Genomic DNA, 19,322 nt, shown 5'->3' with positions numbered 1-19,322 from the left:
ACTTCCTATGGAAAAAACTCAGACCGATGGTCTGCCATTGCCCCAGCGATATGGCGCAATTTTAACCATTGTTATTGGCATCTCTATGGCAGTACTCGACGGCGCAATAGCAAACGTTGCCCTCCCCACTATCGCCACCGATCTTCAGGCCTCACCCGCCAACTCAATCTGGATTGTGAACGCCTACCAAATTGCGATCGTTGTTTCGCTGTTATCGCTCTCTTTTTTAGGTGATATGTTTGGCTACCGACGCATTTATAAGTGTGGTCTGGTCGTGTTTCTGTTGGCATCGCTGTTTTGTGCCTTGTCAGACTCGCTGCATATGCTGACGTTAGCGCGCGTGGCTCAGGGTTTTGGCGGCGCGGCGCTGATGAGCGTTAATACGGCATTGATCCGACTCATTTATCCTCAGCGCCAGCTTGGCCGCGGGATGGGTATTAACTCCTTTATCGTGGCTGTATCCTCGGCAGCGGGTCCGACTATTGCGGCGGCAATTCTTTCTATTGCCTCGTGGAAATGGCTATTTCTGATTAACGTTCCATTGGGGATCATCGCCCTGCTGCTGGCTATGCGTTTTTTGCCACCCAATTCATCGCGTAGCAATAAACCGCGCTTTGATCTGCCCAGCGCAATAATGAACGCCTTAACATTCGGTTTGTTGATCACGGCACTCAGCGGATTTGCACAGGGACAGTCGCTAAAACTGATTGGTGCTGAACTTATGGGGCTTCTCGTGGTAGGGTTTTTCTTTATCCGCCGCCAGCTCGCATTGCCGGTACCTTTATTACCGGTTGATCTGCTACGCATTCCGCTGTTTTCACTCTCTATTTGCACCTCAATCTGTTCATTCAGCGCACAAATGCTGGCGATGGTTTCCCTGCCCTTTTTTATGCAAACGGTTCTCGGACGCAGCGAAGTTGAAACGGGTCTGCTGCTGACGCCGTGGCCGCTGGCAACCATGGTGATGGCCCCACTGGCGGGATATTTGATTGAACGTGTTCATGCAGGTCTGCTTGGCGCGCTGGGCATGGCAGTAATGGCTTGTGGGCTGTTTTCTCTGGTGTTACTGCCCGCATCACCTTCCGATTTTAATATCATCTGGCCAATGATTTTGTGTGGTGCGGGTTTTGGTTTGTTCCAGTCACCGAACAACCACACTATCATCACCTCCGCGCCGCGAGATCGTAGCGGAGGCGCGAGCGGTATGCTCGGAACGGCACGCTTACTGGGTCAGAGTACCGGGGCCGCACTGGTTGCGCTGATGCTAAATCAGTTTGATGACAGTGGAACGCACGTCTCGCTGATAACAGCGGGTATTCTGGCTTCGCTGGCCGCAATCGTAAGTGGCTTACGTATTACACAACCGCGGGTTCAGTCATAAAAAAAGCGCGTCTGTCGACGCGCTTTTTGTTGTTGTCTGCTGCAGATTATTTCAGGTACTCACCGCTGCGCAGCGCTTCAATACGTTTGTCCAACGGGGGGTGAGTCATAAACAGCTCACTCAACGATTTGGATTTACCATTGATGCAGAACGCCATCATACTGGTCGCTTCCTGCGGCTCATAGCTGGTTTTCAGGCGCTGCAGCGCGGCGATCATTTTTTCACGACCCACCAGTTTTGCAGAACCGGCATCCGCATGGAATTCACGATGACGTGAGAACCACATGGTAATGATGCTCGCCAGAATACCAAACACCAGTTCCAGCACCGTTGCCACCGCAAAGTAGATCAACGGGTTACCGTTGCTACCCTCACCCTCATCACGGTTTCCGCCCATAAAGCCAGCGGCAATTTGCGCCAGAATACGTGAGATAAAGATAACGAAGGTGTTTACTACCCCCTGAATGAGCGTCATGGTCACCATATCGCCATTGGCAATGTGGCTGATCTCATGCGCGATAACCGCTTCGGCTTCATCCGGGCTCATGTTTTGCAACAGGCCAGTACTTACAGCCACCAGCGAGGCATCCCGGCGTGCACCAGTCGCAAACGCGTTTATATCTGGCGCGTGGTAGATTGCAACCTGTGGCATAGCGATCCCGGCCTGGCGGGCCTGATTCGCAACTGTATTCATCAGCCAGCGTTCTCTTTCATTGCGAGGCTGTTCGATCACTTCCCCGCCAACGGACTTTAACGCCATCCATTTGGACATCAGCAGCGAAATGAAGGAACCACCAAAACCAAACAGCAGTGCCATGATCAACAAGCCTTGAACGCTGCTTGACTGGATCCCTGTCAGGCTCAATACCAGCCCGAAAACGACCATCACAGCCAGGTTCGTCAGCAGGAAGAGCGCGATTCGCATCATAATTTTCTTTTAACCTCAATTTAACAAAACGCACTATGCGATTACCCATATCGTATGGGTCTTATGACTATTTTCAAGCATCCATAGGTGCTAAGTCACCAGAAAGACACAACTTTACATTTTATCGTATCAGGCTGACGTCTTCATGCACTTGTTAAAAAAACAGGCACAATTTCTTGTGCCTGTTCGAGGTTATTGACTGGTTGCGGGCTGTTCCGCTGGCTTCTCTTTCTCAAGATGCGCCAGGTCGAGCGCGATTTTTACCGTTTCATCCAGGTACGGATCCGGCTCCTGGTAATCCTTCGGCAGATCGTCCAGTTTCTTCAATGGCGGTTTGCCTTCACGTTTAAACCGATCGTTGATACGCGCCAGACGCATTGCGTCATCTTCGTTATTCTCTTTTTCACGCTGAGCGTAATTCAGAGAAGCGATGTTGCGCTTATCCTTCATCGCATTGAAACGCGCAATGTCCTTCATGATGTATTGGAACTCAGGATCGTTCGCAATACGTGCATTGTGCTCTTTCAGCAATTCAGGTCCGAACGGCGTCAGATTATCTGACTTAGTGTAGGTCGCAGCATCAATGCTGTCCCACGGCAGTGCGTTATCTTCAAACTTCTCGCCGGTTTCAGTTTCTTCATTACCTGTCGGCATGATGATATCCGGCGTAACGCCCTTACGCTGCGTGCTGCCACCGTTTACGCGGTAGAATTTCTGGATCGTGTACTGAACAGAACCCAGCGCTGGCCATTCCGGACGCAGCATCTGATCGTAAATACGGTTCAGGGAGCGATACTGCTGGACGGTGCCTTTCCCAAAGGTCGGTTCACCAACGATCAACGCTCGGCCATAATCCTGCATTGCCGCAGCGAAAATCTCTGATGCTGAGGCACTGAAGCGATCGACCAATACCACCAGCGGGCCTTTGTAGTACACAACGCCGTCGGTATCGCTGTCTTCACGCACTTTACCGTTATTATCACGAACCTGAACCACCGGGCCGGAAGGAATGAACAGACCGGAAAGCGAAACCGCTTCAGTCAGTGCTCCACCACCGTTAGTACGCAGATCGATGATAATACTGCTGACATTTTGTTTTTCCAGTTTCTGCAGTTGGACTTTGACATCATCAGTCAGGCCTACATAGAAGCCAGGAATATCCAGTACGCCAACTTTTTCTTTGCCAACGGTTTTCACGGACATTTTCACGGCGCGGTCTTCGAGACGAATACGTTCACGCGTTAGCGTCACGGTGCGCGTCTTGGTACCTTTACCGGCAGGCAGAATTTCAAGGCGTACCTTGCTGCCTTTAGGTCCTTTGATCAGTGCCACGACGTCATCCAGACGCCAGCCAATCACATCGACCATGCCCTTGCCCGTCTGCCCAACGCCGACAATACGATCGCCAACGCTGATCGACTTGCTCTTGGCTGCCGGACCACCTGCCACCATGGAGTTAATGACGGTGTAGTCATCATCCATTTGCAGAACCGCGCCAATACCTTCCAAAGACAAGCTCATTTCAGTATTGAACTGCTCGGTATTGCGCGGAGAGAGATAGTTAGTATGTGGGTCGATTTCACGGGCGAACGCTGTCATCGCCAGTGAGAACACATCTTCGCTGTTGGTCTGCGCCAGACGGCGAATCGCAAATTTGTAGCGGCGCGTCAGCGTTTCGCGAATTTCCGCATCGGTTTTACCGGTCAGCTTCAGGCTGAGTTCGTCAAATTTAACCTTACCGTCCCACAGCGCATTAAGCTCTGCTTCGCTCTTCGGCCACGGCGCTTTGCTTCGGTCGAGGTTAAACGTGTCGTTACCGGTAAAATCCATTGGACGTGCCAGTACGCTTAATGCGTACTGATAACGTTCAAATCGGCGTTTTTGCGCCAGATTATAGAGATCGTAAAAGACATCCAGCTTGCCAGCGCGCAGTTCATCGCCGAGGACCGTTTTCTTTTTTGCATACTGTTCGATATCGCTCGCCAACAGCACATTGTGGCTGTAGTCGAGCAAATTCAAATAGCGGTCAAAAATTTTTGCCGAAAACGCCTGATCCAGATCGAACTGGCGATAGTGTGATCGCGTAAAACGCGACGTCACACGTTCGCTTACCGTCGCATGCTGGGTTTCTTCCTTTAAAACGGGGATTTGATCGGCACGCGTGATGTCTTCCACAGCAAGTGCCTGGCCTGCTAATGCAAGCAGACCAGCTAACGCAGTAAGCCTAAAAAAAGTGTTCATGCCAGGCCTGGCCTCCGTTTCAGAACACCAGGTGTTCTGCGCGTACAATCAAAGACATACCCGAATTCAGCTGTACACGGACGCCATCTTTGGTGATTTCTAATACGGTGGCATCCATCGCATTATTTCCTGCTTTCACCTTCAGAGACTGCCCTACCGTCAGTACTGAAATATCAGATACCGGGGTATGCTGTTCTTCGCGAGGAGCACGCGGTGCTTTTGCTGCTGGTTTTTCAGCGCGAGGTTTACGCTCTGCACCTTCTTTACGACGCGGTGCAGGACGCGGCTTACGCTCGCGACGCGGTGCGCCTTCTTTTTCACCGGCAGCAGCAGCCGCTTCGCGTTTTTTCGCCTGTTGCTCTGCGCGTTGCGCCTGAACACGGGCTTTAGCTTCTTCCAGCTGTTTGCGCGCATGTTCAACATGTTGTTCATCCAGCTCACCACAAGGGTTGCCGTCGAGATCAACACGCGTTGCGCCCAATTTAACGCCGTACAGATAGCGCCAGCTTGAAGTATAGAGACGTAAGGCAGAACGGAGCTGAGTCTTGCTGAGGTTCATTTCGCCCTCAACACGCTCTACCAGATCCTGAAAAATGCCAATTTTCAGTGGGCGCGCTTCGCCTTCCGCACTAAAACACTGCGGGAAGCGTTCGGCCAGAAACGCGATGACTTCTTTACTGCTATTCAACTTAGGTTGATTTTCCATGAAATTTCCTGATTACAACGGACGTAGCCAACAAGCGCAGGCATGAACAGGCGACATTATAATGACGTCATCAGTAATTGCTACGTTATCCGTTGATTATCCTGCGACGTGCGCAAAGAATTTTTTGTAATCCGTCGTTGCAAGCACGGTTTCAAGCTGTGCCACCAGTGTACGCAGACCTTGTTCATCTTCCTCAGTAAAGCGGCCAAACGCCGTGCTATCGATATCCAGCACGCCGATTATCTGATTTTCGACGGTGATAGGCAGGACGATTTCAGCGTTGCTGGCGGCATCACAAGCAATGTGCCCATCAAAAGCATGTACGTCCTCAATACGCTGAACCTGGTTCTGCGCCACTGCTGTACCGCACACACCACGCCCTACCGGGATCCGCACGCAGGCAATTTTGCCCTGGAAGGGACCAAGCACCAGCGTATCGTCCTCAAGCAGGTAAAAACCGGCCCAGTTCACTTCTGCAAGACGCTCGTACAACAATGCGCTGGTATTCGCCAGCGTTGCCAGAAAACTGGTTTCACCTGCCATCAATGCCTGAAAATCACGGTTCAGATCCGTGTATAGCTCTATTTTGTTCATTATGTAATCACTTAGTTGTCTTACTTAAAACTGCAGCCTACTAAAATAAACATTAAATGCGTTAATGCTCAAGATCATTCCCGTCATGAGTTAAGATAACATTACTTCAACAATTTGATTCGCGATACATGGCCTTAACGACACCACGCATCACGCCAACTAAAAAAATAGCCATCAGGTCCATCGGTGAGGCACTACCTCGTGCACATTATCATCGCTGCCCTGAATGTGACCTGATATTTAGCTTGCCTAAAATGCGTTCGCACCAAAGTGCCTTTTGCCCACGCTGCCAGGCAAAAATTCGTGACGGACGCGACTGGTCATTAACGCGACTTGCGGCAATGGCTTTCACCATGTTGCTGCTGATGCCCTTTGCCTGGGGAGAGCCACTCCTGCACATCTATTTATTAGGCGTGCGCATTGATGCCAATGTTATGCAAGGCATCTGGCAAATGACCCGACAAGGTGACCCCCTCACTGCTTCTTTCGTGCTTTTTTGCGTCGCTGGCGCGCCGCTAATTCTCGTGACCTCAATTGCTTATCTGTGGTTTGGCAATATTCTTGGGATGAACCTGCGCCCGGTGCTGCTGATGCTGGAAAGGCTCAAAGAGTGGGTGATGCTCGATATCTATCTTGTGGGCATTGGCGTCGCGTCAATCAAAGTTCAGGACTATGCTTTTTTGCAACCCGGTGTGGGACTGTTTGCTTTTATTGCGCTGGTGATCCTCAGTATTTTGACGCTGTCGCACCTCAACGTAGAGCAGCTTTGGGACCGATTTTACCCGCAAAGACCAGCCCGTCGCCCTGATGAAAAACTCCGCGTCTGCCTCGGTTGTCACTTTACAGGTTATCCGGACGCTCGGGGTCGCTGCCCTCGTTGCCATATCCCGCTGCGCTGGCGCAGGAATCAAAGCATCCAAAAGTGTTGGGCGGCGCTACTGGCCTCGATTGTCCTACTTTTGCCTGCTAATCTGCTGCCCATCTCGGTAATTTATGTCAACGGTGGTAGGCAGGAAGACACTATCCTGTCAGGCATAATGTCTTTGGCAAACAGCAACGTCGGCGTGGCGGCGATCGTTTTTATCGCCAGTATTCTGGTGCCATTCACCAAAGTGATTGTGATGTTTACGTTGCTCATCAGCATCCATTTTAACTGCGAGCAAGGATTGCGTACCCGCATAAAACTGCTGCGTATGGTGACCTGGATTGGCCGCTGGTCGATGCTGGATCTCTTTGTTATCGCTTTAACCATGTCGCTGATTAATCGCGATCAGATACTTGCTTTTACTATGGGACCGGCTGCGTTTTATTTCGGCGCGGCGGTAATATTGACTATTCTTGCTGTGGAATGGCTGGACAGCCGCTTACTTTGGGATGCACATGAGTCAGGAAACGCCCGCTTCGCAGACTGAAGCGCAGATTAAAACAAAACGCCGTATCTCTCCGTTCTGGCTGCTGCCGTTCATTGCGCTGATGATCGCAGGATGGCTTATCTGGGGAAGCTATGAAGATCGCGGCAATACCGTAACCATTGACTTCATGTCCGCGGACGGCATTGTACCAGGACGCACGCCCGTTCGTTATCAGGGCGTTGAAGTGGGCACGGTGCAGGATATCAACCTCAGCAAAGATCTGCGTAAAATTGAAGTCCGCGTCAGCATCAAATCGAGCATGAAAGATGCACTGCGCAAAGATACCCAGTTCTGGCTGGTCACGCCGAAAGCGTCGCTGGCCGGAGTTTCGGGTCTGGATGCGTTGGTTGGTGGTAACTATATCGGCATGATGCCCGGAACCGGCGAGGAAGAAGATCATTTCGTTGCCCTCGACACGCAGCCCAAATACCGTCTGGATAATGGCGATTTGATGCTGCATCTGCGGGCGCCTGACCTCGGTTCGCTCAATAGCGGTTCGCTGGTTTATTTCCGTAAGATTCCGGTGGGCCGGGTGTATGACTACACTATCAACCCCAACAATCAGGGCGTAACTATCGACGTGCTGATTGAACGTCGGTTTACCAATCTGGTGAAAAAAGGCAGCCGCTTCTGGAACGTCTCCGGTGTGAATGCGGATGTCAGCCTCAGCGGCGCGAAGATCAAACTGGAGAGTCTTGCCGCGCTGGTCAATGGCGCCATTGCTTTTGATTCGCCTGAAGACTCAAAACCCGCCGCAGCCGACGACACGTTTGGTTTATATCAGGATCTCGCGCACAGCCAGCGCGGGGTGATCGTCAAGCTTGACTTACCCAGCGGGGACGGACTCAAAGCTGGCTCAACATCGCTGATGTATCAAGGATTACAAGTCGGCCAACTCACCAAACTGGATTTAAATCCAGGCGGTAAAGTGACTGGAGAAATGACGGTCGACCCCAGCGTCGTAACGCTGCTGCGCGACAACACGCGGATTGAATTACACAGCCCTAAATTATCGTTAAACGATGCCAATCTCAGCTCACTGCTGACGGGTAAAACGTTTGAACTGGTCCCCGGCGAAGGCGAGCCGCGTAGCCAGTTTGTGGTTATCCCCGCAGAGAAGTCGTTGTTACACGATCCAGGGGTCATGACATTTACGCTCACCGCACCGGAAAGTTACGGTATTGATGCTGGCCAGCCGCTGATTCTCCACGGCGTACAGGTCGGTCAGGTGATTGAGCGCACGCTTTCCAGCAAAGGCGTTTCATTTACCGTTGCCATCGAACCGCAGCATCGTGACCTGGTGCAAGGTGACAGTAAGTTCGTGGTCAACAGCCGCGTGGACGTCAAAGTCGGACTTGATGGCGTGGAGTTCCTTGGCGCCAGCGCCAGCGAGTGGCTCAGCGGCGGCATTCGTATTTTGCCCGGTACGAAGGGGGAAATGAAAAAAAGCTACCCGCTGTATGCCAACCTGGAAAAAGCGATTGAAAACAGCCTGAGCGATCTGCCAACCACCACGGTCAGCCTGAGCGCCGAAACGCTGCCTGATGTGCAGGCCGGCTCGGTGGTTCTATACCGCAAATTCGAGGTCGGTGAAGTGATCAGCGTTCGTCCTCGCGCCGATGCGTTTGATATCGATCTGCATATTAAACCGGAATATCGCAACCTGTTGACCAGCAACAGCGTGTTCTGGGCCGAAGGCGGAGCAAAAGTTCAGCTTAACGGCAGCGGATTAACCGTACAGGCATCTCCCCTTTCACGCGCGCTCAAAGGGGCAATTAGCTTCGATAATTTAAGCGGTGCCAGCGCCAGCCAACGCAAAGGCGACAAGCGCATTCTGTATGCTTCGGAAACCGCCGCGCGTGCGGTAGGCGGCCAGATAACGCTGCATGCGTTCGATGCCGGTAAACTCGCTGCTGGCATGCCGATTCGCTACCTGGGAATCGATATCGGCCAGATTCAGACGCTTGAGCTGATCACCGCCCGTAACGAAGTGCAGGCAAAAGCGGTTCTGTACCCGGAATACGTGCAGACCTTCGCGCGAAGCGGTACCCGTTTCTCCGTGATCACCCCGCAAATTTCGGCAGCTGGCGTGGAGCATCTGGATACAATCCTGCAGCCGTACATCAACGTTGAACCCGGACGCGGTAATCCGCGACGTGATTTTGAGCTGCAGGAAGCCACCATTACCGACTCTCGTTACCTCGATGGTCTGAGTATTGTGGTGGAAGCACCAGAAGCAGGTTCGCTGAATATCGGAACCCCGGTTTTGTTCAGAGGTATTGAAGTGGGGACCGTCACCGGGCTGACGCTGGGCTCGCTTTCCGATCGTGTGATGGTTGCCATGCGCATTAGCCAGCGCTATCAGCATCTGGTGCGCAACAACTCCGTGTTCTGGCTGGCATCCGGCTACAATCTTGACTTCGGCCTGACCGGCGGTGTCGTGAAGACCGGTACCTTCAATCAGTTCATCCGCGGCGGCATCGCCTTCGCGACTCCACCAGGCACACCGCTGGCTCCTAAAGCGCAGGCAGGTAAACACTTCCTGTTGCTCGAAAGCGAACCGAAAGAGTGGCGTGAATGGGGAACTGCCCTGCCACGATAATCTCTCCCCTTGCTCCGGCGTACTCGCGCCGGAGCACTTATGCTACACTGCGCACCTGTTTTTTTGCCGGTGGTACCAAGTGGCTTATTTTCCCGACGCCTTTCTGACTAAAATGCGTGAAGCAATGCCTTCCACGCTCTCATTCGATGATTTTCTCGCTGCCTGTCAGCGCCCGTTGCGCCGCAGCATTCGCGTCAATACGCTGAAAATCTCCGTTGCCGATTTCCTCACACTGACAGCACCTTACAACTGGTCTCTCACTCCGGTTCCCTGGTGTGCTGAAGGTTTCTGGATCGAACGCGATGAAGATGAGTCAGTGCCGCTAGGTAGCACAGCAGAACATTTAAGCGGCCTGTTTTATATTCAGGAAGCCAGCTCAATGCTGCCAGTCGCTGCGCTGTTTGCCGAAGGCAATACCCCTGAACGCGTAATGGATGTCGCGGCAGCCCCCGGTTCCAAAACCACGCAAATTGCCGCAAAAATGAATAATCGAGGCGCCATTCTGGCGAATGAATTTTCTGCCAGTCGCGTCAAAGTCCTGCATGCCAATATCAGCCGTTGCGGGATAGCCAACGTCGCCCTGACCCATTTTGACGGACGAGTATTTGGCGCTGCGTTGCCGGAATCATTTGATGCCATATTGCTGGACGCCCCGTGTTCCGGGGAAGGCGTAGTGCGTAAAGACCCCGATGCGCTAAAAAACTGGTCGCCAGAAAGTAATCTGGAAATTGCCGCAACTCAGCGCGAACTGCTCGACAGCGCCTTTCACGCTCTGCGCCCCGGCGGCACGTTGGTTTACTCGACCTGTACGCTTAATCGTGACGAAAATGAAAACGTCATGCAGTGGTTGATTGAAACCTACCCGGACGCCGTCGAGTTTTTACCACTCGGCGATTTATTTCCACAGGCCGAACGCGCTCTGACGCCGGAAGGATTCCTGCATGTGTTTCCGCAAATTTACGATTGCGAAGGTTTCTTCGTTGCGCGTTTGCGCAAAACAGCCGCCATCCCTCCACTACCTGCGCCGACATATAAAGTCGGTAACTTCCCGTTTAGCCCGCTGAAAGGACGCGAGTCCGCGCTTGTCGCGCAAGCCGCGAGCGCTTGTGGACTGCAATGGGAAGATAATTTCCGCCTGTGGCAGCGCGATAAAGAGATTTGGCTATTCCCAACAGAAATTGAGCCACTGATCGGCAAAGTCCGCTTTTCCCGACTCGGCGTCAAATTAGCTGAAACGCACAATAAAGGCTACCGCTGGCAGCATGAAGCCGTCATCGCGCTCGCCAACCCAAATCACAGCCATGCGTTTGAACTGACGCTTGCCGAAGCTGAAGAGTGGTACCGCGGTCGGGATGTCTACCCACAAACCGCACCGACGAGTGACGACGTACTGGTTACATTCCAGCATCAACCTATCGGTCTGGCAAAACGTATTGGATCGCGACTGAAGAATAGCTACCCACGCGATCTTGTCCGGGATGGCAAACTCTTTACGGGATAACGCACGTTTTTACTGGCGCTTTTGCTAACGTTGACTACGCTGAAAAATGGACGACCTAACTGGTCGTACCACAATTAGCAAATTAACGGAGAGCACGATGATGAAAACCAGTGTGCGCATTGGCGCTTTTGAAATCGACGACGCCGAGTTACATGGCGAATCGCCGGGGGACCGAACGTTAACCATTCCGTGTAAATCCGACCCGGATTTATGTATGCAACTGGATGCCTGGGATGCCGATACCAGCGTCCCGGCCCTGTTGAACGGAGAACATTCAGTACTATTTCGCGAACACTACGATCGTAAGTCAGATGCCTGGATCATGCGCCTTGCCTGATTCAAAAAGAACCCGTCGCCAGACGGGTTATTTCTTGGTTAATTTCCCTCATCTATCAACATCTTCTACACTACAGCTATGGCTTTACCATTTGAGGATGGAATGTTCACGCTGGTTCTTTTTGTGTGCTACCTGGATGGCGGTTGTGAAGATATCGTGGTTGATGTCTACAAAACTGAGCAGCAGTGCCTGATATCGATGGACGATCAACGTATTCGTAACGGAGGGTGTTTACCCGCGGATGACTACATTGATAGTTTCTGGCACCCGGCCCAGGAATACAGCGATTTTTGATTATTGCAGTTGTACCAGCGTTAACTCGCCGCCAAATACAGCACCGGTATCAATATAATGCAGATTCTCGCGATCCAGCCGATGGCGCAACGGCGTGTGGCCAAACCAAAAGTGATCCGCGCCGCGAATCCCACAACCGTTGTTCATTAGCCTCGAACGATCCCACAGCACACGCTGTAAATCGATCTTTTTTAGCCACTGATAATCATCATCCGGGTAATCGGCATGAGCAATAACGTGTATGCCGTTTTGACAGTGCAGCTCCAGAATCCAGGGTAATTGCCAACACTCTTCAAGAGCGAATTTCGCTGCCGGTTGCTCCGCCTGCGCATACCACGAGCCACCATTAATTAACCACATGAATTTATCCCCCGTCGCCAGCGCGTCCAGCGCCATCTGTTCATGATTCCCCCTGACCGCGACAATCCAGCGTTTACGCAATAATTTCAGGCAACGCAAACTGTCTGGTCCACGGTCAATAACATCCCCCACTGAAACCAGCAGATCCTGCCAGGGATCAAAACGGTACTGGCGCAGTTTAGCCATCAGTATCGAGAAGCAGCCGTGGATATCCCCAACCACCCAGACGTGACGCCACTGCGTACCGTCGATTCGTTGATAGATATTGTCAGGTCGTCCCATGTCGCCTCCAGAGTACAAGGGTACCTGATTATAATTTTAGCAATGATGGTAAAAAAGCCTGGACGATCGTGGGCAGGAGTATGGTATGGTTTATGGAGAATGCAGCATGCGATAAGACGTGTTTTGCCCTGGATGGTATCGCATTCGCCACATAAAAAGAGACCGAATACGATTCCTGTATTCGGTCCAGGGAAATGGCTCTTGGGAGAGAGCCGTGCGCTAAAAGTTGGCATTAATGCAGGCTAAGTTACCCTGCCATTTAAGAATAGATGACAGCGCCAGGTTTTCCAGTCCGCGACTAAAGTGGCCGGAAAAAAAGGACGTTTGTTACGCATCCAAACGCAAAAACCGCAAGTTCTCGTGTGAGATCCTTGCGGTTTTTTATTGGAAATCAGAGCGCTACATCTGACAATTAGCAGAGCTTTTCTGCACGCTCCACAAACGGTGCCAAGCTCATTTTTTCGCCCGGTTTCGCCGGATCATCAATCTGGATAATCTCGATCGGCTTTGCCGTGGTTTTTCCGCTCTCCATCTGCTGTCTGGCAACATCATTCAACGGGTATTGCACCAGCGTACTGGGATTGATGACATACAGCGCGTTACCCGGGCGGCAGGTCAGCATCACCTCTTCCCGATTAAACGCCCACTTATCTTTGCCAACCTCAAAACGGCTGACGGTAATGACCTGCGGCGCAGCCAGCGCGGCTCCGGAGCTTGCCAGGAGTAATAAAGAGATAATGATTTTTTTCATGCGTTTCGCCAGTCCATCAATCAGAAAGGTTCAAGGGTTGCAAACAGGCTGACAATTGCCAGCACAACGGCTCCTATACCCCATTCCAGCTTGGTCATCCAAATAAAATAGAGAGTCATGCCGCGGTTATCCTGCTGCATGCGTGGTACCAGAACATACCGATTCACCAGCGCAATCGCCACCATTAGCATGACCAGGGCACCTTTTAACAAAAGCAGTCGCCCGTAAGCCATGTGCCAGGGAACAGAAAAACCGACAATAAACAGCACATTCATAATACCGGTAAGTAAAACACCAATAACAAAAAGATGCCCGTAGCGGGAGAAACGCATCATGGTGCTGATGGCCTGTTCTCGCCAGCGGCCATGCGCCATTCGCATACAGTAAAGTACGGGTAGCAGGCCACCGAACCAGGCGGCGGCGCATATCAGATGCAAGGCATGGTTAACCTGCTGGATTGCCCCAGTAATACCACTATGCAGCGTCGCATGCCCGACGCCAGCCAGCAAAATAAACTGCGCAATCGTCAGCATTAACAGCCGTCGCGGCATGCTACGCGGTACGATAATAACCACCACCAGAGTGACCAGCGCGAGGATAATCTGCCATAACCAGACGCCGCCAAACTGCGTTTGCAACACCGCGCCCCATACATCTGTAGAGATAACATCCCGCCAGCCTGAGCCCATTAACCCGCCCTGGATCGCCAGCATCAGCGTCGCGCTGATAAAGCTCCACGTTGCGGCATGCCGTTGCAGACGCAAAAAACGACGCATCATTAAACGACGAACCGAAACGGGAGCCAGCCATGCGCCGTAAAGCGCACAGCCAAACACCAGCATCAACGTGGTAAAATGGATAAACCGTAATGCAACCCAGGTAAATGCCAGCATCGGTTATTTCACGCTAAAGGTATATTGCCCCTTCGTCTTGTGACCATCCACGGAAACAACGTGCCAGTCGACCGTATATTTTCCAGCTTCAAGTGTTTGATCAAGCGGAACAATCAGCTGTGTTTTGTCCTGCTCACTGCGTGACGCCTTACCCGTTTTGATCTGTTCTTTGTTTGGACCTGTTAGCTTTGCGCCGCTGAATCCCGGCTCTACGCCTTCAGAAAAATTCAGCGTCAACGCCTGAGGAGATGCCGCAACCTCGGCATTAGCCGCCGGGCTTTGTTTTGTGAGGTGGGCATGCGCCAGGGCGGCGGGCGTTGCCAGCACGCTGGCAAGTACGATGAGAGCGCTGCGAAGCATAGATGCAGATGAAGCCATTTCAACTATTCCTTTTTGTTATGTCTAATCTATAGAGAATAACCTTCTACAATGATCGAGTCGAGAATCATCATTTCGGTCTTGCCATTAATGCACACTCTTAGTAACTTTGCGCGCCGAAAGACAGAGAAAAGGAGAAGCCCATGAACATCAATCTGGCCAAACTTGAGCAAGCGGAAATGGATAAGGTCAATGTTGACCTGGCCGCTGCGGGTGTAGCGTTTAAGGAGCGATACAACATGCCGGTTGTTGCCGAAGTTGTTGAGCGTGAACAGCCCGAACATTTACGCGACTGGTTTCGCGAAAGACTCATCGCGCACCGACTGGCATCCGTTTCCCTTTCACGTTTACCTTACGAGCCTAAAGTTAAATAAAACTTATACTACGTTACGATTCCTTACATGATGGCTGCTACAGTATAAGTATATTCTTAATCTATACTTTCAGGATGATTGTAGACACTATGAAAAGGAAATCATTATGTCACACTGGAAAATCGCAGCAGCGCAGTACGAACCTCTTCACACCTCAGTTACCGAGCATGTCGCACATCACCTGCAATTCATTCAGGCAGCCGCCCAATGCCAATGTGAATTGCTGGTCTTTCCTTCCCTCTCCTTGTTAGGTTGTGTTGATGAACATGACGCGCTTCCTGCCCCGCCCGATGAAGCGCTGTTAGAACCTCTCGCCCATGCCGCCGTGACTTATCGTATGACAATCATTGCGGGACTACCGGTGGAACATAACAACCGGTTCGTAAAAGGCATCGCGCTCTTTTCTCCCTGGATGACCTCGCCCTTAACGTTTCATCAAAGTCACGGAGCCTGTATCGCCAGACAGCAAAATGCCATTAGCGTAGTGGATAGCCAACCGGAAGGAATCGATATCGACCCGGCTTACTCCCTGTTCACGAGCAGTCAGTCCATTAGCGAACCCGAATTGCTCTCCTCCACATCTCGTCTACAGAGTTTCTCGCATAAGTTTGCCATAGCTGTATTAATGGCCAACGCGCGTGGCAGCAGCGCGTTATGGGATGAGCGAGGCCGATTGATTGTTCGCGCAGACAGCGGTTCTTTGCTGTTAACCGGTCAACGCACGCCACGGGGTTGGCAAGGTGATATCATTCCATTACGCTAGTCGTTTTGGGTCAGGAGCATGGCATGTTGCGCATAATAGATACAGAAACCTGTGGTCTACAGGGAGGCATTGTTGAAATTGCTTCTGTCGATGTGGTTGACGGAAAAATAGTCAACCCAATGAGCCACCTGGTACGCCCTGACCGCCCCATCAGCCCACAGGCGATGGCTATCCATCGCATTACTGAAGCAATGGTGGCCGATAAGCCGTGGATTGAAGACGTCATCCCGCAGTATTACGGCAGCGAGTGGTACGTGGCGCACAATGCCAGCTTTGACCGCCGTGTATTACCCGATATGCCCGGAGAGTGGATTTGCACCATGAAGCTCTCCCGTCGTTTGTGGCCGGGGATCAAATACAGCAACATGGCGCTGTATAAATCGCGCAAGCTGAGCGTACAGACGCCAGCGGGTCTCCACCATCACCGCGCCCTGTACGACTGCTACATCACTGCTGCACTCCTGATCGACATCATGCAGACGTCAGGCTGGACAGCCGATCAAATGGTCGATATTACCGGCCGTCCCGCGTTACTCACTACTTTCACTTTTGGTAAGTACCGCGGAAAACCGGTATCAGAAGTGGCTGAACGCGATCCGGGCTATCTGCGCTGGTTATTTAATAACCTTGATAATATGAGCCCGGAACTGCGATTAACGCTAAAACACTATTTGGATCACGCCTGAGCAGGCAGTGTTCCCTGCGCCAGTCCAATCAAAAAAGCGTACTCAAGAGCCACACCTTCGTAAGATTTAAAACGCCCGGATTTACCGCCGTGTCCGGAATCCATATCCGTGCAAAGTAGCAGCAAACGATCGTCCGTTTTCAGCTCACGCAGTTTTGCCACCCATTTTGCTGGTTCCCAGTATTGCACCTGGGAATCGTGTAATCCCGTCGTGACCAGCAGATGCGGATACGCCTGCGCGGTTACATTGTCATACGGACTGTAGCTTTTCATATAGGTGTAATACTCTTCGTCCTGCGGATTACCCCACTCTTCAAACTCACCGGTCGTCAGGGGAATTGATTCATCCAGCATTGTGGTCAGCACATCGACAAACGGCACCTGAGCAATAACACCATGGAAGCGTTCCGGGCGCTCATTAATGGCGACGCCCATTAACATGCCCCCGGCGCTTCCTCCCATGCCATAACATAACTCAGGCGCGCCATAGCCCATTTTTAGCAGCGCATCACAGACGTCGAGGTAATCATTAAAGGTATTTTTCTTGCGCAGAAACTTACCGTCCTCGTACCACTGTTGTCCTAATTCACCACCGCCACGCACATGGGCAATGGCGTAAACAAAGCCGCGATCCAGTAAGCTTAAACGGCTGCTGCTGAAATCGGCATCCATGCTGGCGCCATATGACCCATAGCCATAAACCAGTAGCGGATTTTTTCCTTTCAGGAAAAACTTTTGATGATAAACCAGCGAAACCGGAACCTCAGTGCCATCACGTGCCGTTATCCATACGTGTTCGCTACGGTAATTCGCCGCATCAAATCCGGGTACCTCCGTCTGCTTAAGCACACGACGTTCCCCGGTGTCCATATCCAGTTCAAACAATGTGTCCGGGGTAGTCATGGAGGAATAGCCATAGCGCAGGCGCGATGTCTCCGGCTCTGGATTATAGGCAAGCCAGGTCACATATGCCGGATCGTCAAAGGCGATCCCGACCACTTCGCGCGTTTTACGATTAATCTGCCGCAGGCTGGTTAAGCCCCGCTGACGCTCTTCTACCACCAGCCAGTCGGTGAATAACGTAAAGCCCTCCAGCATCACGTTGTCACGCGGAGGGATCAGCGTCTCCCAGGCTTGCTCATCACGAACACGGGTACGGTACAGGCCGAAATTTTTCCCCTGACGGTTGGAGCGCAGATAAAAATTGTGCTGATAGTGATCGAGACTGTATTCGTGGTCTTTGCGTCGCGCTAAAAAGACCAACGGTTCGGCATCTGCCAGTTCTGCATCAAGCAACAAAACTTCACTGGTGGTCGCACTGGCAATGTGGATAACCACATAATGCAATGATGTGGTTTTATGCAGACTGACATAAAACATGTCATCGGCTTCTTCATACACCAGCTCATCCAGTGACGATGGCGAGCCGACTGTATGTCGCCAGACCTGATACGGCAATAACGTCGTTTCGTGCTTGCGCACGTAATAGAAAGTCTGAGAATCATTCGCCCATACCAAATCCGCTTCGACGTTTTCCAGCACTTCCGGATACCAGTTGCCGCTTTGCAGGTTGCGAAAACGCACGCCATATTGCCGGCGAGAGAGATAATCTTCGGCCAGTGCCATGATGGTGTTATCCGGTGATATCGCCAGTCCTCCCAGCGTATAAAACTCGCTGTGTGCCGCGCGCTGGTTCCCATCCAACAAAGTGTCCCAATCATCCCACTCTTCACTGAAGGCAGACTGACGCTGATAAATGGCATATTCGCACCCCGGTTCATAAATATGCCGGTAGCGATAACCATTCTTCACATAGGGGGCAGAAGCATCCTGAGGCGGGATACGGTCGATAATCTCTTTCAGGACGCGATCCTGCAAAGCCTGCTGCGAGGCCATAACCTGACGGCCATACGCATTTTCTTGTTGCAGATAATCCAGCACTTCTGGCTGCGAGCGAGTGTCATCTCGCAACCAGTAATAATTATCAACACGAGTATCGCCATGCTGCGTCATGGCGTGTGGAATACGAGAAACTTTTGGTAGCATGTCATTGTTCTTTTGCTTAAACATCCTATAAGGGTGGCAAAAGACAGCAATGATGCAAGCGAAACATGCGCCTTAGCGGTAAGTAATTAACCCGGTAACGCCTGTTTTTGTTCCTTGAGATCCTGTTCAATGCCTTCACGAACATCCTGCGGGATCTTCAACGCATCGCCCAGCGCATTGAGATAACTACGTTCCATAAAGTGGTCGATATCAATCGCCGCACAGCTCAGGAAGTAAATTTCTAGCGCTTCTTCTTCGTTACGGATCCCATGCGCCAGTCGTTGAGGGTCTAACGGTTGTTCGATGGCGCGTTCAATCAGAATGCGGCCCTGCTCTTCCACGCCCGCTTCACGGAGCTGCTGCTCAATGGCGCTACGTTCTTTGGCATCAATATGGCCATCGCTTTTCGCCGCAAAAACCAGCGCCAGAATCAGACGTTCAGTTCGCTCATCCAGCGGTGAGCTTTGTGCGCCAAACTGCGGCTCATCCTGATGCGCTACGCGAACTTTATCCTTGTACTTGTTCCATAACACAGTCCCGGCAACCGCGCCGCCGCCCACCAGAAGCGCGCTGGTGCCGTATTTACTCAGTAATTTACGAGAAGATTTGTTGGCAACCAGTAATCCTGCCAGACCGCCTAACGCGCCTGGAACGAGAAGTTTACTCAGCCCTTGCTCGCCAGAAGATGACGCGGAGGAAGCTTTTTGCCCAAGAAGAGATTGTAGTTGATTTAGCCAGTTAGCCATTTTGCCCCTCAAGTACAGACGAATAATCATCAAAGCGTACCCGAGGGG

General features: G+C 51.8%; 19 protein-coding genes. 9 read left to right on the top strand and 10 right to left on the bottom strand.

Features of this window, described 5'->3' with window-relative positions; translation table 11 throughout:
- Positions 1-7: 7 nt before the first annotated feature.
- The gene (locus tag SK39_RS21395; protein ID WP_048217479.1) at positions 8-1,381 is read left to right on the top strand and encodes an MFS transporter; all 1,374 of its coding nucleotides are present in this window, start codon (positions 8-10) and stop codon (positions 1,379-1,381) included.
- Between the two features lie 46 nt (positions 1,382-1,427).
- Here the strand turns inward: SK39_RS21395 and htpX are convergent, their stop codons facing one another.
- The 4 genes from htpX to SK39_RS21375 form a co-directional block, all read right to left on the bottom strand.
- The gene (gene htpX / locus SK39_RS21390) at positions 1,428-2,309 is read right to left on the bottom strand and encodes a protease HtpX (RefSeq protein ID WP_003034964.1); all 882 of its coding nucleotides are present in this window, start codon (positions 2,307-2,309) and stop codon (positions 1,428-1,430) included.
- Positions 2,310-2,501: 192 nt separating this feature from the next.
- A complete protein-coding gene (gene prc, locus SK39_RS21385) occupies positions 2,502-4,550 on the bottom strand; it encodes a carboxy terminal-processing peptidase (protein WP_048217478.1) in 2,049 nt (682 codons plus the stop codon).
- A 19-nt stretch (positions 4,551-4,569) separates the two neighbouring features.
- Entirely contained in the window at positions 4,570-5,256 is a 687-nt protein-coding gene (gene proQ, locus SK39_RS21380) for an RNA chaperone ProQ (protein WP_003034957.1), read from the bottom strand.
- A 96-nt stretch (positions 5,257-5,352) separates the two neighbouring features.
- Entirely contained in the window at positions 5,353-5,850 is a 498-nt protein-coding gene (locus SK39_RS21375) for a GAF domain-containing protein (RefSeq protein WP_003034953.1), read from the bottom strand.
- A 128-nt stretch (positions 5,851-5,978) separates the two neighbouring features.
- Between SK39_RS21375 and yebS the strand changes: the two genes are divergently transcribed.
- From yebS to SK39_RS21350, 5 genes are all read left to right on the top strand, one after another.
- On the top strand, positions 5,979-7,262 hold the full coding sequence (gene yebS / locus SK39_RS21370; RefSeq protein ID WP_003841983.1) for a membrane integrity lipid transport subunit YebS: 1,284 nt from the start codon (positions 5,979-5,981) through the stop codon (positions 7,260-7,262).
- Positions 7,231-9,864, top strand: coding sequence for a PqiB family protein (locus SK39_RS21365; protein WP_003034947.1), 2,634 nt, complete (start codon positions 7,231-7,233; stop codon positions 9,862-9,864). The genes yebS and SK39_RS21365 overlap by 32 nt, the downstream gene beginning before the upstream one ends.
- 79 nt (positions 9,865-9,943) lie before the next feature.
- Entirely contained in the window at positions 9,944-11,365 is a 1,422-nt protein-coding gene (rsmF, locus tag SK39_RS21360; RefSeq protein ID WP_075261972.1) for a 16S rRNA (cytosine(1407)-C(5))-methyltransferase RsmF, read from the top strand.
- Between the two features lie 100 nt (positions 11,366-11,465).
- Positions 11,466-11,702, top strand: a complete 237-nt coding sequence (locus SK39_RS21355; protein ID WP_029139506.1) for a YebV family protein — start codon at positions 11,466-11,468, stop codon at positions 11,700-11,702.
- A gap of 102 nt (positions 11,703-11,804) precedes the next feature.
- A complete protein-coding gene (locus tag SK39_RS21350) occupies positions 11,805-11,996 on the top strand; it encodes a YdfD/YebW family protein (protein WP_003034941.1) in 192 nt (63 codons plus the stop codon).
- Here SK39_RS21350 and pphA read toward each other — a convergent pair whose 3' ends face one another.
- The 4 genes from pphA to yobA all read right to left on the bottom strand — a co-directional run bounded on the left by pphA (position 11,997) and on the right by yobA (position 14,660).
- Positions 11,997-12,638 carry a protein-serine/threonine phosphatase gene (gene pphA, locus SK39_RS21345; RefSeq protein ID WP_048217477.1) on the bottom strand — a complete coding sequence of 214 codons (642 nt, stop codon included), beginning with the start codon at positions 12,636-12,638 and terminating at the stop codon, positions 11,997-11,999.
- 412 nt (positions 12,639-13,050) lie between these two features.
- Positions 13,051-13,389, bottom strand: coding sequence for a YebY family protein (locus SK39_RS21340; protein WP_003034934.1), 339 nt, complete (start codon positions 13,387-13,389; stop codon positions 13,051-13,053).
- A 20-nt stretch (positions 13,390-13,409) separates the two neighbouring features.
- Entirely contained in the window at positions 13,410-14,282 is an 873-nt protein-coding gene (gene copD, locus SK39_RS21335) for a copper homeostasis membrane protein CopD (RefSeq protein ID WP_032935389.1), read from the bottom strand.
- A gap of 3 nt (positions 14,283-14,285) precedes the next feature.
- Positions 14,286-14,660 (bottom strand): CopC domain-containing protein YobA, encoded by a 375-nt coding sequence (yobA, locus tag SK39_RS21330; protein ID WP_003034928.1) that lies wholly within the window; start codon positions 14,658-14,660, stop codon positions 14,286-14,288.
- Between the two features lie 143 nt (positions 14,661-14,803).
- On the opposite strand from yobA, the gene SK39_RS21325 reads away from it, so the two are divergent.
- The 3 genes from SK39_RS21325 to exoX all read left to right on the top strand — a co-directional run bounded on the left by SK39_RS21325 (position 14,804) and on the right by exoX (position 16,483).
- Positions 14,804-15,034 (top strand): DNA polymerase III subunit theta, encoded by a 231-nt coding sequence (locus tag SK39_RS21325; RefSeq protein WP_003034925.1) that lies wholly within the window; start codon positions 14,804-14,806, stop codon positions 15,032-15,034.
- Between the two features lie 106 nt (positions 15,035-15,140).
- Complete coding sequence (locus tag SK39_RS21320; RefSeq protein ID WP_003841657.1) at positions 15,141-15,797, top strand: carbon-nitrogen hydrolase family protein; 657 nt, start codon at positions 15,141-15,143, stop codon at positions 15,795-15,797.
- A gap of 23 nt (positions 15,798-15,820) precedes the next feature.
- Positions 15,821-16,483, top strand: a complete 663-nt coding sequence (gene exoX / locus SK39_RS21315) for an exodeoxyribonuclease X (RefSeq protein ID WP_003833802.1) — start codon at positions 15,821-15,823, stop codon at positions 16,481-16,483.
- Here exoX and ptrB read toward each other — a convergent pair.
- Both ptrB and SK39_RS21305 read right to left on the bottom strand, forming a co-directional pair.
- Positions 16,474-18,528: an oligopeptidase B gene (gene ptrB / locus SK39_RS21310; protein ID WP_176350139.1), complete on the bottom strand. Its 2,055-nt coding sequence runs from the start codon at positions 18,526-18,528 to the stop codon at positions 16,474-16,476. The genes exoX and ptrB overlap by 10 nt on opposite strands.
- An 86-nt stretch (positions 18,529-18,614) precedes the next feature.
- The gene (locus SK39_RS21305) at positions 18,615-19,274 is read right to left on the bottom strand and encodes a tellurite resistance TerB family protein (RefSeq protein WP_016150461.1); all 660 of its coding nucleotides are present in this window, start codon (positions 19,272-19,274) and stop codon (positions 18,615-18,617) included.
- Between the last annotated feature and the right edge of the window lie 48 nt (positions 19,275-19,322).

Source organism: Citrobacter sp. BIDMC107 (assembly GCF_001037575.1).
Lineage (GTDB): Bacteria > Pseudomonadota > Gammaproteobacteria > Enterobacterales > Enterobacteriaceae > Citrobacter > Citrobacter freundii.
Note: the sequence above shows the minus strand (reverse complement) of the source record. Positions and strands in the feature narration are given on the sequence as shown.